Annotated in this window: 11 protein-coding genes and 1 pseudogene; 11 read left to right on the top strand and 1 reads right to left on the bottom strand. The window is 73.5% G+C overall.

Annotated elements, in window-relative coordinates; translation table 11 throughout:
- Position 1 precedes the first annotated feature (1 nt).
- Together AB0B76_RS26655 and AB0B76_RS26650 are read left to right on the top strand one after the other, a co-directional pair.
- Positions 2 to 835 (top strand): annotated as a pseudogene (locus tag AB0B76_RS26655) (sulfurtransferase); the annotation flags it as partial.
- Between the two features lie 12 nt (positions 836 to 847).
- Positions 848 to 1,219 (top strand): rhodanese-like domain-containing protein, encoded by a 372-nt coding sequence (locus AB0B76_RS26650; protein WP_360380559.1) that lies wholly within the window; start codon positions 848 to 850, stop codon positions 1,217 to 1,219.
- Between the two features lie 44 nt (positions 1,220 to 1,263).
- Here the strand turns inward: AB0B76_RS26650 and AB0B76_RS26645 are convergent, their stop codons facing one another.
- Positions 1,264 to 1,740: a flavin reductase family protein gene (locus AB0B76_RS26645; RefSeq protein WP_360380318.1), complete on the bottom strand. Its 477-nt coding sequence runs from the start codon at positions 1,738 to 1,740 to the stop codon at positions 1,264 to 1,266.
- 175 nt (positions 1,741 to 1,915) lie between these two features.
- On the opposite strand from AB0B76_RS26645, the gene AB0B76_RS26640 reads away from it, so the two are divergent.
- From AB0B76_RS26640 to AB0B76_RS26600, 9 genes are all read left to right on the top strand, one after another.
- Positions 1,916 to 3,130, top strand: coding sequence for an LLM class flavin-dependent oxidoreductase (locus tag AB0B76_RS26640; RefSeq protein ID WP_360380315.1), 1,215 nt, complete (start codon positions 1,916 to 1,918; stop codon positions 3,128 to 3,130).
- Positions 3,127 to 4,317 carry an acyl-CoA dehydrogenase family protein gene (locus AB0B76_RS26635; RefSeq protein ID WP_360380313.1) on the top strand — a complete coding sequence of 397 codons (1,191 nt, stop codon included), beginning with the start codon at positions 3,127 to 3,129 and terminating at the stop codon, positions 4,315 to 4,317. Before AB0B76_RS26640 ends, AB0B76_RS26635 begins: the two co-directional genes overlap by 4 nt.
- Before the next feature lie 40 nt (positions 4,318 to 4,357).
- Positions 4,358 to 5,986 carry an ABC transporter substrate-binding protein gene (locus tag AB0B76_RS26630; RefSeq protein ID WP_360380310.1) on the top strand — a complete coding sequence of 543 codons (1,629 nt, stop codon included), beginning with the start codon at positions 4,358 to 4,360 and terminating at the stop codon, positions 5,984 to 5,986.
- Between the two features lie 82 nt (positions 5,987 to 6,068).
- Entirely contained in the window at positions 6,069 to 7,061 is a 993-nt protein-coding gene (locus tag AB0B76_RS26625) for an ABC transporter permease (RefSeq protein WP_360380308.1), read from the top strand.
- A 5-nt stretch (positions 7,062 to 7,066) separates the two neighbouring features.
- The gene (locus AB0B76_RS26620) at positions 7,067 to 7,882 is read left to right on the top strand and encodes an ABC transporter permease (RefSeq protein ID WP_360380556.1); all 816 of its coding nucleotides are present in this window, start codon (positions 7,067 to 7,069) and stop codon (positions 7,880 to 7,882) included.
- Positions 7,879 to 9,597, top strand: coding sequence for an ABC transporter ATP-binding protein (locus AB0B76_RS26615; protein WP_360380305.1), 1,719 nt, complete (start codon positions 7,879 to 7,881; stop codon positions 9,595 to 9,597). The genes AB0B76_RS26620 and AB0B76_RS26615 overlap by 4 nt, the downstream gene beginning before the upstream one ends.
- Positions 9,590 to 11,404, top strand: a complete 1,815-nt coding sequence (locus AB0B76_RS26610; protein ID WP_360380303.1) for an ABC transporter ATP-binding protein — start codon at positions 9,590 to 9,592, stop codon at positions 11,402 to 11,404. Before AB0B76_RS26615 ends, AB0B76_RS26610 begins: the two co-directional genes overlap by 8 nt.
- Positions 11,394 to 13,178: an ABC transporter ATP-binding protein gene (locus AB0B76_RS26605; RefSeq protein WP_360380300.1), complete on the top strand. Its 1,785-nt coding sequence runs from the start codon at positions 11,394 to 11,396 to the stop codon at positions 13,176 to 13,178. The genes AB0B76_RS26610 and AB0B76_RS26605 overlap by 11 nt, the downstream gene beginning before the upstream one ends.
- Positions 13,175 to 14,239, top strand: coding sequence for an LLM class flavin-dependent oxidoreductase (locus tag AB0B76_RS26600; protein ID WP_360380297.1), 1,065 nt, complete (start codon positions 13,175 to 13,177; stop codon positions 14,237 to 14,239). Before AB0B76_RS26605 ends, AB0B76_RS26600 begins: the two co-directional genes overlap by 4 nt.
- Positions 14,240 to 14,264: the final 25 nt, after the last annotated feature.

Here is a 14,264-nt window from a genome sequence, read left to right as displayed (position 1 = left end):
CATGTCGCAGACCCCCGGACCCGTGCTCGTGAGTGTCGCCGAGCTCGCCGAGCGCATCCTGCCCGATCCGCAGTCCGGCAGCGTGCGGCTGCTCGACGTGCGCTGGCGTCTCGGCGACCCGGCCGGGCACGCGCAGTACCTCGCCGGGCACCTCCCCGGCGCCGTGTACGTCGACCTCGATACAGACCTGGCCGCTCCGGCCGGCGAGGGCACGGGCCGCCACCCGCTGCCGGACGTCGCCGATCTGCAGGCCGCCGCGCGGCGGTGGGGCATCAACGCCGGTGACACCGTCGTCGCGTACGACGACAACGGCAACCTCGCCGCCGCCAGGGCCTGGTGGCTGCTGCGCTGGGCCGGCGTCGCCGACGTTCGCCTGCTCGACGGCGGCCTGGCCGCGTGGCGGGCGGCCGGCCATCCCCTCGCCACCGACGAGGAGAAGCCTGAGCAGGGCGGCGTGACACTCACCGCCGGGACGCTGCGGTCGACGGACCCGGACGGCGCCGCCCGCCTGGTGGCGGACGGTGGTGTGCTGCTGGACGCGCGCGCCGCGGAGCGGTACCGGGGCGAGCCCAACCCGTTCGACCCGCGCCCGGGACACATCCCGGGCGCGGTGAGCGCACCGACGTCGGAGAACCTCACCGACGACGGCACCTTCCGGGACCCGGCGGAGCTGGCCGAGCGGTTCGCCGCGCTCGGGGTCATGCCCGGCCGTCCCGTCGGGGTCTACTGCGGTTCCGGGGTCACCGCCGCGCACCAGATCGCCGCGCTGAGCCTGGCCGGCCTCGTCGACGTCGTGCTGTACCCGGGGTCGTGGTCGCAGTGGGCGGCGCTGCCGGACCGGCCGGCGGTGACCGGCGCCGACCCGTATCCGCCGGCGCCGCTGGTCGACGCGGCCGAGGCCGGGCGGCGGGTGGCGGACGGCGCGGTCCTCGTCGACGTGCGCAGCGCGCCGCGGCGCGCCACCGACGGCACCGTCCCGGGCGCGATCATCGCCGACCGGAAGCGCCTCGCCGCCGAGTTCGGCCTGGAGTCACCGCAGCGGCATGCGCCGATCGTTTCCCTGGACACCCCGATCGTGGTGGTGTGCGGCTCGATCGTGGGGTCGGGGCCGGTCGCCGCGGAGCTCCTCGGCCGCGGCTTCACCGACGTCGTCCACGTCGACGGCGGGTTCACCGCCTGGGCCGAGGCGGGTCTCCCGACCGTCGCACCCGAGAGCTGACAGCCCGGTTGCACCGCGCCGGCCCCGGGCCCGCGGAAGGGGGCTCAGGCGGCGCGGTGCAGGCGGCTGAACGTGCTCTGGTGGAACACCAGCGGCGGGACGCCGCGGTCGGCGTCGAGGGCATGCACCCGCAGCAGGACGATGTCGTGGTCGCCGGCCGGGATCTCGCTGTCGATGCTGCAGTCCAGCCAGGCGCAGGCGCCGTCGAGCAGGATCTCGCCGTTGCGGGTCGTGCGCCAGGTCGCGCCGGCGAACCGGTCGCCGCCGCGGGCGCCGAGCTGCCGGCCGAGGTGCTCCTGATGCGCGGCGAGGACGCTGACGCCGAGGCGCTCCGCCAGTCGCAGCGCCCGCCAGGTGTTCGACGTCTTCGCGATGCAGATCGACACCAGCGGTGGTTCGAGGGACACCGAGGTGAACGAGCTCGCGGCCAGCCCGACGGGTACGCCGTCGATCAGCGCCGCCACGGCCGTGACCCCGCTGGGGAAGGCGCTGAAGACCCGGCGCAGCTCAGCCGCGCTCATGCTTGATCCGTCGGACGACACGCCTCCATTTTCATACCGCTGGTATAGGAGTTGGCAAGGGTTTGACCGATCGTGAATCGCGGTCGGTGCCGAGTCCGGATTGTTATTGGACATCGGACCAATCTCCTACCAAACTAGTAGGTGAACTAGGAGATGGAAGCAGAGAGGACCCCGCATGAGCGACGCGCTGACGTTCGGCTCCACGATTCCCTCGACCGCGGCACCGGCGGTCGAGTTCATCAGCCTGTCGCACCTGAACCCGTCGACGGAGCTGAACCCGGTCCCGAGCCGCGGCATCGACCTGCCGTACTTCCGCCGGTACGTGCGGGCCCTGGAGGACGCCGGGTACGACTACACGCTGTTGCCCTACGGCGCCGGCAGCGCGGACTCGTTCGTCGTAGCCAGCGCGGTCGGCCAGCTGACCGAACGGATCCGGCCGATCGTCGCGCTGCGGCCCAACACCACGTTCCCCACGGTCGGCGCGCAGAAGCTCGCGACCCTGGACCAGCTCACCGGGGGGCGGGCCGTCGTCCACCTCATCTCCGGCGGCAACGACGCCGAGCAGGCCCGGCAGGGCGACTACCTGCCCAAGGCGCGACGGTACGCGCGGACCTCCGAGTACATCGACATCCTGCGCCGCTCCTGGACGGAACCGGCGGCGTTCAGCCACGACGGCGAGTTCTACAGGTTCGACGGCTTCGGCCCCGGCTTCGCACCGCACGACGGCCCGATCCCCATCTCGATCGGCGGCCAGTCCGACGAGGCGTTCGCCATCGGTGGCGAGAAAGCCGACATCTTCAGCTTCTGGGGCGAGCCGCTCGCCGACCTGCGCGGTGAGATCGACCGGGTGCACGCCATCGCGCGGGCCGCCGGTCGCACCACGCTGCCGAGGATCTGGGTGACCTTCCGCCCGATCATCGCCCGCACCGACGAGCTGGCCTGGCAGAAGGCGCAGCAGTATGTGGCAAAGCTGGCCGAGACCTGGCAGAAGCCAGGCCCGGTGCAGCAATACCGCCAGGGCGCCCCGCAGAACGTCGGCTCGCAGCGGGCCCTCGCCTTCGCGGAGCGTTCCGAGCTCTACGACCGGGCGCTGTGGACCCGCACCGCAGCGGTTACCAACGCGGCGGGCGCCTCGACGGCGCTGGTCGGCTCGCCCGAGACGGTCGCCGCCGCGATCCTCGACTACGTCGACCACGGCGCGTCGCTGGTGTCGATCCGCGGCTACGACACCCTCGCCGACGCCATCGACTACGGCGAACACGTCCTGCCCCTGGTCCGGCAGGAGCTCGCGCACCGACGGGAGACCGGGCAGCGCGGCACCCTGCAGGCCGAGCATCTCGGCAACTACGACCCGGCGTACGCGCGGTTCGCCACGGCGGGGCAGCGATGACCAGCGCCGAAGCACCCCCGCTGACCTTCACCACGCCCGACCTGTCCGACGCGGCCCTCGCGGCCGTCACCGCGCGGGTCGTCGAGACCGCCGCCGAGCACGACCGGACCGCCGCCCTGCCGTGGCCCGGACTACGTGTCGCGCACGAAGCGGGCCTGCTCACCGCGGCCGTCGGCGCGCAGTTCGGCGGGCCCGGTGCCGGTCCGCGCCAGATCGCCCGCATCCTCACCGCGCTCGGCGAGGGCGACGCCTCCGTCGGTCTGCTCGCCGCGAACACGCTGCTGACCCACGCCGCGCAGGCGGCCCACCCGAGCTGGCCCACCGAGTGCTACCACGACCTGCTCCGGCGCTCGCAGGACGGCCCGGCCCTGGTCAACGCCGTCCGCGCGGAGCCCGAGCTCGGCGCCCCGGCCCGCGGCGGGCTGCCCCGCACGACCGCGACCCGCACGGCCGGCGGGTGGGTGCTCAACGGCCGCAAGGCGTACGCCACCGGCGGCACCGGCCTGGCCTACCACGTCGTGTGGGCGGTCGCCGACGAGCCGGACGGCGACCCGGAGCGGCCCCGCGTCGGGCACGTCATCGTCCCCGGCGACCGGCCCGGCATCACCTGGCTCGACACCTGGGACCACCTGGGGCTCCGCGCCTCCAATACCCACGACGTGGTGTACGAGGACGTGGCGGTCCCGGCCGACGCGTTCACCGAGATCCCCCGCGGCGCCGACGGGGTGTACCGGGACCCGGCCGCCATGGCCGGACCGGGCAGCTTCGGCCATCCCGCCCTCTACCTGGGGGTGGCCCGCGCCGCGCGGACGGCGTTCGTGACGTTCGCCAGGGAACGGGTGCCGACCGCGCTCGGGCGGCCGATCGCGCAGACCGAGCGCATCCAGTCCGTCGCCGGCGAGATCGACCTGCAGATCGTGCAGGCCGAGACCCTGCTGCACGGCGCGTTGCTGCGGGTCGAGAGCGGCGACACCTCGATCCTGCCCGAACTGTCCGCCGTCAAGGTGGCCATCGCCCGCTCGGTGATCGCCGCGACCCAGACGGCCGTGGCCGCACTGGGCAACCCGGGCCTGTCCCGGCACCACCCGCTGGAGCGGCACCTGCGCGACGCGCTCTGCATCCGAGTCCACCCGCCGCAGGACGACGCCGTCCTGGTGGCAAGCGGCCGCCGGATCCTCGGCGTCTGACGCCGGCCTTCGAGAAGGAAACATCATGCATAGACTTCGATTGTTAACCGTCGGCACGGCGCTGCTGGCCCTGGCCGGATGCGCCGGCGGGACGCCGGCCGCCAGCAGCGGCGGCGACGGCGGCACGCCCAAGAGCGGCGGCACGCTGAAGGTCTCGTACTTCCCCGACAACCCGAACCTGGCCTGCATCGACCCGTTCCAGGTGTACTGGATCGAGAGCCGATCGATCATCCGGAACTTCGCCGACTCGCTCACCGACCAGGACCCGAAGACCGGCGAGATCGTGCCGTGGCTCGCGACGAGCTGGCAGATCAGCCCGGACGGCCTCACGTACACCTTCAAACTCCGCGACGGGGTCACCTTCAGCAACGGCAAGAAGCTCGACGCGCAGGCCGTCGCCGACAACGCCACCGGCTGGATCGCCACGGTGAAGGCGACAAACGGCGCCGCGTTGGGTGCGTCGTACGTGCAGGGCCTGACCGGTGCGAAGGCCGTCGACGCGAGCACCGTCGAGTTCACGCTGAGCAAGCCGAACTCGTCGTTCCTGCAGGCGACGTCGACGACGAACCTGGCGATCACCGACCCGGCCGAGTACCAGCTGACCCCGGCGGAACGCTGCACCGGCAAGAGCGTCGTCGGGTCCGGGCAGTTCGTCCTGGACCACTACACGGCGAAGGTCGAGACGGTCCTCACGAAGAGGACCGGCTACCAGTGGGGTTCGGCGCTGTCGAAGAACCGCGGCGAGGCGTACCTGGACAAGGTCGTCTTCAACTACATCGCCGAGGACAGCGTCCGCACCGGCAACCTGATCAGCGGCGCCACCGACATCTCCTGGCCCCGTAACCCGTTCACGCCCCAGGACGAGCAGCTCATCCAGCGCTCCGGCGACAAGATCGAACAGCGGTCCCTGCCGGGTGTGTCCTACACGCTGTTCGCCAACACCGCCGCCGGTCACGTCCTCGGCGACGCGCAGGTGCGGCTGGCGCTGAACAAGGCCATCGACCGCAAGACCTACGCCACGACCGTGTTCGGCGCGAACTACCCGGTGGTCCAGGGCGCGTTCAACGCGACCACGCCGTTCTTCAAGTCCCAGTCGGACAAGCTCGGCTACGACCCCGACGGCGCCGCCAAGGCTCTCGACACGGCCGGCTGGACGGTCGGCAAGGACGGCTACCGGTACAAGGGCGGCGCCAAGCTCACGATCGACTACCCGACCACGCAGTTCAGCGCCGGCTCGGAGCTGCTGCAGGCGCAGCTGAAGAAGGTCGGCATCGACCTGAGCCTGCGCACCCTCACCCAGGCCCAGCAGGCGACGTACGTGAACAACGGCGAATACGACCTGACCGGCACGTACTTCACCCGCGCCGACCCGGGCGCGCTGCAGTTCATCCTGAACCCCGACGTCGCGAACTCCAGGGCGCTCGCCCGGGCCTCCGCGCCGCCGGCCGGGATCACCCAGGTGCAGACCCTGTTCACGAAGGCGCTGCAGACCACCGACGCGGCCCAGACCAAACAGGCCTACGCCGACCTCCAGGACTACCTCATCGCCGAGGGCGTCACGTTCCCGCTGTTCGAGCGGGTGCAGAAGGCCGGCGTCAGCAGCAAGGTCCACGGTTTCGCCTTCACCTCCGAGAGCTTCCTCAAGCTCAACGACGTGTGGAAGGACTGACCGGCGCAGCCGCCGGGCCCGTCCGCACCCATGGGCGGGCCCGGCGGCCCCACAGTTCTCCGACCAGAAAGGCGGAACCCAGATGACCCGGTACATCGTGGGTCGCATCAGCCAGGCCGTCGTCGTGCTGTGGGCGGCGTTCACGCTGACGTTCGCGATCCTCTACCTGCTGCCCAGCGACCCGATGCAGCTGCAGCTCGCCGCGGCCGGCATCCAGGAGGACAGCCTGACCCCGGAGCAGTTCGCCGGGATGCGGCACCGCTTCGGCCTCGACCAGCCGATCTGGACGCAGTACTGGCATCATCTGTCCGGAGTGGTACGCGGTGACTTCGGCACCTCGCTCACCCAGGGCGTCCCGGTCAGCGACCTCATCGGCCAGCGGATCGGGCAGACGCTGCTGCTGAGCGTGTCGGCGGCGACGGTGTCGCTCGTGGCCGGGACGGCACTGGCCTACCTGGCGACGTTCGCGCGCTGGTACCCGCTGCGGCTGCTGCTGACCCGGCTGCCGGCGCTCGGGGCGTCGTTCCCGCAGTTCTTCGTCGCGCTGTTCCTCATCCAGTTCTTCTCCTTCCAGCTCGGCTGGTTCCCGGCCAACGGCACCGAAGGCGCCGCGTCGCTGGTGATGCCGGTGGCGACCATTGCGGTGCTCACGTCGTCGGTGCTGGCGCAGGTGCTCGTCAAGACGTTCGACGAGACGCTGCAGCTGCCGTACATCGCGACGGCCCGGGCCAAGGGCCTGTCGCGCTCCGCGGTCCACCTGCGGCACGCCCTGCGCAACGCGGCGCTGCCGGCGATGACGATCCTCGGTGTCATCGTCGGGCTCACCGTGACCAGCTCCATCGTCGTGGAGACGGTCTTCACCCGCGAGGGCATGGGCAATCTCGCCCAGCAGTCGGTGCTCGCCCAGGACGTGCCCGTGGTGCTCGCCGTGGTGACCATCGCCGCGAGCATCTTCGTGCTCGTCAACCTCGTCGTCGACCTGCTCTACCCGCTGCTGGACCCGCGGATCTCCTACACCGGCGGCGGCCGGGTCCGCCCACCGGCGGTCGCCGCCACCGAAGGAGGCACGCTGTGACAAACATGTGGGGCGCGACCGGACAGCTGGCCCGCAGGCCCGTGTTCCTCGTCGCGCTGCTCTACGTGCTCTTCGTCGGCGTCTCGGCCTTCCGGCCGCGGCTCTTCACCTCGGCGGGCCCGTTCGACACCCAGCCCGAACTGGCGATCCTGCCACCCAGCCCGGACCACCTCTTCGGCACCGACAACTACGGCCGGGACCTGTGGACCCGGGTGCTGTACGGCTCGCCGCTGACCATCCAGGCCACCGCGCTCGCCCTCGGCATCGCCCTCGTCGCCGGTCTCAGCCTCGGCATCGTCTCCGGTTTCTTCGGCGGCCCCGCCGACGCGCTGCTGATGCGCATCGTCGACGTGCTGCTCGCGATCCCGGGGCTGCTGCTGGCGCTGTCGATCGTCACCGCGCTCGGCTACGGCACCATCCCGGTCGCGGTCGCCGTCGGGGTCGGCATCGTCCCCGGCTTCGCCCGCACCACCCGCGCCGAGGTCCTGCGGGTCAAGACGCTGCCGTACGTCGAGGCCGCCCGCTCGTCCGGCGCCGGCTGGAGCCGGGTGCTGCTGCGGCACATCCTGCCCAACTCGTGGGGCCCGGTCGCGGTCCTCGCCGTGCTCGACGCCGGCGTGGCGATCATCGCCATCGCCTCGCTGAGCTTCCTCGGCTTCGGCGCGGCCCCGCCCGCCGCCGAGTGGGGCACGCTCATCGCCGACGGCCGCAACTACCTCATCACCGCCTGGTGGCTGAGCCTGCTGCCGGGCCTGTTCGTGGCGCTGCTCGTGCTCAGCCTGAACCACATCTCCAAGACCCTCCAGGAGCTTTCGCGATGACGGCCGAAGCAGTCGTGCGGATCACGGGACTCGACATCGGGTACACCCGCCACCGGAAGATCACCCCGGCGGTCGCCGGCCTCGACCTGACGGTCAACGCGGCCGAGGTCGTCGCGGTCGTCGGCGAGTCCGGCTCCGGCAAGACCACCATCGCCAACGCGGTCATCGGGCTGCTGCCGCCCAACGGGCGGATCACGGCGGGCTCGGCGCTCGTGGACGGCGTGCAGATCGCCGGCGCGAAGGAACGCGTCCTGCGCCGCCTCCGCGGCTCGGTCGTCGGGCTCATCCCGCAGGATCCGATGGTGGGGCTCAACCCGACGATGCGCATCGGCGCGCAGCTCACCGAGGTGGTCCGCCTGCGCGGCATCACCGGCGCGGCGGCGCAGGCCGAAGCGGTGCGCCACCTCGACCAGGCCGGCGTCCCCGACCCGGAGACCCGCATCCGGCAGTACCCGCACGAGCTGTCCGGCGGGCTGCGCCAGCGGGTCCTGATCGCGATCGCCCTCGCCGGCAAGCCGAAGCTCATCATCGCCGACGAACCCACCAGCGCCCTCGACGTCACCGTCCAGCGCCGGATCCTCGACCACCTCGGCGGGCTCGTCCGCGAGCAGGGCATCTCACTGCTGATCATCACGCACGACCTCGCCGTCGCCGCGGACCGTGCCGACCGGGTCGTCGTCATGCACGACGGCCGCAAGGTCGAGGAGGGCGGACCCGGCACCATCCTGACCGCGCCGCGCGAGGAGTACACCCGCCGGCTCATCGCCGCCGCGCCGCGCCTCGCCCACGGCGGCCGGGTGGTGCCCCGCTTCGACGTGCGCGAGCAGCCTCAGCCCGAGCCGATCCTGACGCTCACCGAAGTCAGCAAGACCTTCGCGAGCAACGACCTGCGGCGCGGCGCCCGCGGCTTCAACGCCGTCGACCGGGTCAGCCTGACTGTGCGCCGGGGGCAGACCCACGCGATCGTCGGGGAGTCCGGCTGCGGCAAGACCACGACCCTGCGCGTCGCGCTCGGCCTCGAACCGGCGACCAGCGGCTCGATCCTCCTGGACGGCACCGAGGTCGCCGGCCGCAGCTGGAGCCAGCTGCGGCCGTTGCGCCGCAAGGCGCAGCTGGTGCACCAGGACCCGTTCGCGGCGCTCGACCCGAAGTTCACCGTCCGGCAGTCGATCACCGAGCCGCTGGTGTCGTTCAAGGTCGGTGACCGGCGCACCCGCGAGTCCCGCGCCCAAGAGCTCCTCGACCAGGTCGCGCTGCCCATGGCGTACCTGGACCGGCTGCCCAGCGAACTGTCCGGCGGTCAGCGGCAGCGGGTCGCGATCGCGCGGGCCCTCGCGCTGAGCCCGCAGCTGCTGATGCTCGACGAGCCGGTGTCCGCGCTGGACGTGCTGGTCCAGGACCAGATCCTGCGGCTGCTGGTCGACCTGCAGGAGCGGCTGGGGCTGTCGTACCTGTTCGTCTCGCACGACCTGGGCGTCGTCGCCGAGATCTCGCACACGGTGTCGGTCATGAGCGGCGGCAAGGTCGTCGAGGAAGGGCCGGTCGCGGAGGTCTTCACCAACCCGCAGTCCCCGCACACCCGGGAACTCATCGATGCCGTCCCCGGGCGCGCCGGCGCGGACCGGCCCGCGCCCCAACGCCCAGCCGCGCAGGACCGGCCGGTGGCGGACCGCCCAGCTGCTCCGGACCGGGCGACGGCGGACGTGCATGGCTGAACGGTCCACGGCGCGACGGCCGCCACTGCCGGACACACGGCGGCCGTCGGCCCTCGCGGCCCAGTTCGCCGGGGCCCGGGCCAACCCGGGACCGGCGGCCGTCGCGACCGTCACCGGCCTGCTCAACGGCGCCACGATGGTGTTCGGAGCGTCCGCCGTCGGCTGGTCCACCGACCACCTCGTGGCGCCCGCCCTGTCCGGCCGTCCCGTGCCGGCGTCCGCGTGGTGGGTCAGCGCGCTGCTCATCCTCGGCATCTCGGCGCTGCGGTGGGGCACCATCTTCGTCCGCGGCATCGCCACCGGCCGGGTCCAGTACCGCGCGCAGGCCGAGACCCGCCGCGCCGTCGTGCACCGCTACCTCGACCTGGACCCCGGCTGGCACCGCCGCCACCCGCCCGGCCGGCTGCTCGCCCACGCCGTGTCCGACGTGGACACGCTGTGGTCGCCGATGCAGTTCGCGTACTTCGCCGCCGGCATGGTCTTCATGCTGCTGCTCGCGCTGACGGAGCTGTTCGTCCGAGACCTCGCCCTCGGCCTCGTCGGGCTGGCGCTCGTCGTCCTCGTCCTCGGCGTCAACATCGGCTACCAGCGGCTGCTCGCCCCGCGTGCCCGCGCGGCGCAGGCGGCCCGCGGGGCCGTCAGCGGCGTCGCGCACGAGTCGATCGAGGGCGGCCCCGTGGTCCGCAGCCTCGGCCTCACCGCGGCCGAGGACGCCCGGTTCGCGCCCGCCGTGGACGGCCTGCGCACCGCCGACCTGCGCATCGCCGCCGTCAGCTCGGTGTTCGACCCGGTGCTGGAGCTGCTGCCCACCGTGGCCGTGCTCGCCGTCCTCGCCGTCGGCGCGCCGCAGGCCACGGCCGGCGGCCTCACCGTCGGTGACCTGGTCGGTGTGGTGTACCTGCTCATCACGATCTCCATCCCGCTCAACGTCATCAGCCGGTTCCTGTCGATGCTGCCGATGTCCGGCGCCGGTCGCACCCGCGTCCAGGCCGTGCTGCAGCACCCGGTCGCCGCGGCCGGCGCCGGGCGGCGGCTCACCGCCCGGCGGCCGCCGCGGGTGCAGCTGCGCGACACCCGCGTCACCGTCGACGGCCACCGACTCCTCGACGGCGTCGACCTCGACCTCGAACCGGGCACCGTCACCGTCGTCGTCGGCGCCGTCGGCTCCGGCAAGAGCACCCTGCTCGACATCGCCGGCGGCCAGGATCGCCCGACCGGCGGCACGGTGCTGTTCGACGGCGTCGACGTGCGCGACCTCGGCCGGGACGCGGTGGCCGAGCACGTCGCCGTCGTGGCGCAGACGTCGTTCCTGTTCGCGGAGTCCGTCCGCGACAACCTGAGCCTCGCCGGCCACCCGTGGCGGCGCCGCCCGTACACGGAGCAGGAGCTGTGGCGGGCGCTGCGGACCGCCGCCGCGGACGACATCGTGCGGGACCTGCCCGACGGGCTCGACACCGTCGTCGGTGAGCGTGGCGCGACCCTGTCCGGGGGCCAGCGGCAGCGGATCTGCCTCGCACGGGCCGTCCTGCGCGAGCCGCGGCTGCTGGTCCTCGACGACGCCATGTCGGCGCTCGACCCGCGCGTCGAACGCCGGGTCCTCGCCGGCCTGGCCGCCGCCTGGGACGGCCCGGACCGCCCGACGGTGCTGCTCGCGACCAGCCGGCCCGCCGCGGTCACCCTCGCCGACCACGTGGTCCTGCTGCACGCCGGCCGGGTCGCCGCCGCCGGCGCGCACACCGAGCTGCTGGGCGTGCCGGGGTACCGCCGGATCGTCACCGCCTACGAGGATCACTCCCATGTCGGCTGAACCGTCCGGGGCCCTGGCAAGCCTCGCGCAGGCCGGCCCGCGGGCCCTGATCGCCGCCGCCGTGCGCGTGTCGCCGCGGCTGCGCCGGGGACTGGCCCTCACCGCGCTGCTCGCGTTGCTCGCGGGCGCCGGGCGGGTCATCGCGCCGCTGACCGTGCAGCACGCGATCGACGCCGGGCTGGCACCGGACACCGTCGGCCCCGCCGTCACGGTCGGCGCGGGCGCCGTGCTGGTGGCCGGCACCGCCTCCGTCCTGCTCAACCGGAGGCTGCACGACCGCGTCGAGGGGGCTCTGGCCGACCTGCGGCGGGCCGGGCTGCGCCGGGTCCACGAGATGGCCGCCAGCACCGCCGACCGGGTGCCCGCCGCCGACCTGACCGCCCGGCTCACCAGTGACGTCGACCAGGTGACGACGTTCCTGCAGGGCGGTGGCATCCAGTTCCTCACCAGCGCCGCCCAGCTGGTCGTCGCCACCGCCGCGATGCTCGCCTACAGCCCGCTGCTGGCGCTGCCCGTGCTGGTCCTCGCCGGGCTCGCGTTCGGGGCCATGCTCGGCATGCAGCGGGTGATCGCCCGCCGGTACGACCGCGCCCGCACCGACCTGTCCCGCCTGCAGACCGCAGTGAACGAGGCCGTCCTCGGCGCGCCCGTCATCCGCTCCACCGGCACCGCCGCCCGCGCCCGCGGCAAGCTCGACGAGGTCGTCGACCGTTCCCGGGACAGCCTCGTGCGGACCCTCGTGCCGTTGCACAGCAACACGTCGCTGGGGGAGCTGGCGATTTCCACGATGACCGTGGCGGTCCTGCTCGGCGGCGTCCGGTGGGCCCTCGCCGGCGACCCGCCAGAGCCGAGGCTGACCGCCGGGCAGGTCGTGGCGATGGTCTTCCTCGTCGGCTTCTTCGTCCGTCCGCTGCAGTTCCTCGTGCAGAGCCTCGGCGAGGCGCAGAACGCCCTCACCGGCTGGCGACGGGCTCTGGAGCTGATGAGCACGCCGAGCGCCGAGGTCGCCGGCGGCGCCGTGCTGCCTCCCGGCCCGGTCGGTGTGCGCGTCGAGCAGGTGTCGGCCCGGTACGGCGACGGCCCCCTCGTCCTGCGCGACGTCACGGCCCGCATCGCGCCCGGCGAGCACGTCGCCGTCGTCGGCCGCACCGGATCGGGCAAGTCGACGTTCGCGAAACTGCTGACCCGCCGCCTGGAGACGGCCGGCGGGACGATCGAGCTCGGCGGGGTGCCGCTGCCCCGGCTCGCCGCCGCGTCGGTGGCCGGCCGGGTCGTCATCGTCCCGCAGGACCCGTTCCTGTTCGACGGCACCGTCGGGCAGAACATCCGGCTCGGCGCGCCCGCCGTGACCGACGGCGACGCGCTGCGCATCCTGCACGAGCTCGGCCTCGCCGACTGGTTCGGCACCCTGCCCGACGGCCTCGCGACCCCGGTCGGCCTGCGCGGCGAACGTCTCTCCGTCGGTGAGCGGCAGCTCGTCGCCCTGGCCCGCACGGCCCTCGCCGACCCGGACCTCGTGGTGCTCGACGAGGCGACGTCCGGCGTCGACCCGGCCACGGACGTCGTGGTGCAGCGCGCCCTCGCCGTCCTGACCCGCGACCGGACCACCGTGTCGATCGCCCACCGCATGATCACCGCCGAGACCGCGGACCGGGTCCTCGTCTTCGCCGCCGGGCACGTGGTGCAGTCCGGCCACCACACCGAGCTCGCCGGCCGGCCCGGCCCGTACGCCGACCTCGTCGCGGCGTGGCACAGCACAGGAGGAAACCCGTGACCAGACTCGGCTTCAACACCCGCGTGTCGTTTCCCACCGGTGAGGCCGCCCGGGGCCTCCGCGAGGGCATCGAGCTCTTCCGGGCCGCGGAGGACCTCGGGTACCAGTCGGGATGGGCGTACCAGCGGCACTTCGACAACTACCTGTCCTCACCGATCCCGTTCTTCGCCGCCGCCGGCCAGCACACCACGCGCATCACCCTCGGCAGCGCCGTCATCCCGGCCCGCTACCAGGAGCCCGTCCTGCTCGCCGAGGCGGCCTGCACCACGGACCTGCTGATCGGCGGGCGGCTGCAGCTGGCGTTCTCCAGCGGCACCGACGTGTGGGACGCGGTGTTCGGCGCGGTCACCACGGACGCGCGCACCGAGGGGCAGCGCCGGCTCGCCCGGTTCCTGTCCGCGGTCGCGGGGGAGTCCCTGCACACCGTGACGGAACGCCACGGCCTCGCCGGCCCGCCGGTCGGCACCGAGCTGCGGGTCACGCCGCCGAGCCCCGGGCTGCGGAACCGGATCTGGTACGGCTCCGGCAGCATCGCCTCCGCGGTCACCGCCGCCCGGCAGGGGCTGCGGCTCATCACCGGCACGATCCTGCACGACGTCCCGGCCGGCGAGACCTTCCCGGTCCACCAGGCGCGGCTGATCGGCGCCTACCGTGCAGCGTGGGCCGCCGCGCACGGCACGCCCGCGCCGCCGGTCGCGGTCGCCGCCTCGGTCCTGCCCGGGCCGACCGCGGCGCTGCGGGACACCTACGCCGCCTATGACCGGCAGCGGCGCACCCAGGGCCCCGCCGCGTCCCGCCCCGCGGGTGCCCTGCCGCCGGCGCTGTCCGCGGAGTTGCCGGCCGGGATGGCAATGAGCCCGGTGTACCACGGCGACCCGGACACGGTGACCGCGGCGGTTCTCGCCGACCCGGGCCTGTCGGCGGCGGACGAGCTGGTGCTGTTCCTGCCTCCGGCGTTCGGCCTCGCCGAGAACGTGCGCCTGCTCACCGGCCTGGCGCAGACGGTGGCCCCGGCCCTCGGCTGGACCCCGGCACTCGAAACGCTCGCCGCCGCCCGCTGAGGTGACTCGCAGCGGAGGTCGCCGC

It is taken from the genome of Dactylosporangium sp. NPDC049140, from assembly GCF_040648435.1.
The sequence above is the reverse complement of the archived record's forward strand: the minus strand, read 5'-3'. Positions and strand labels throughout refer to the sequence as shown.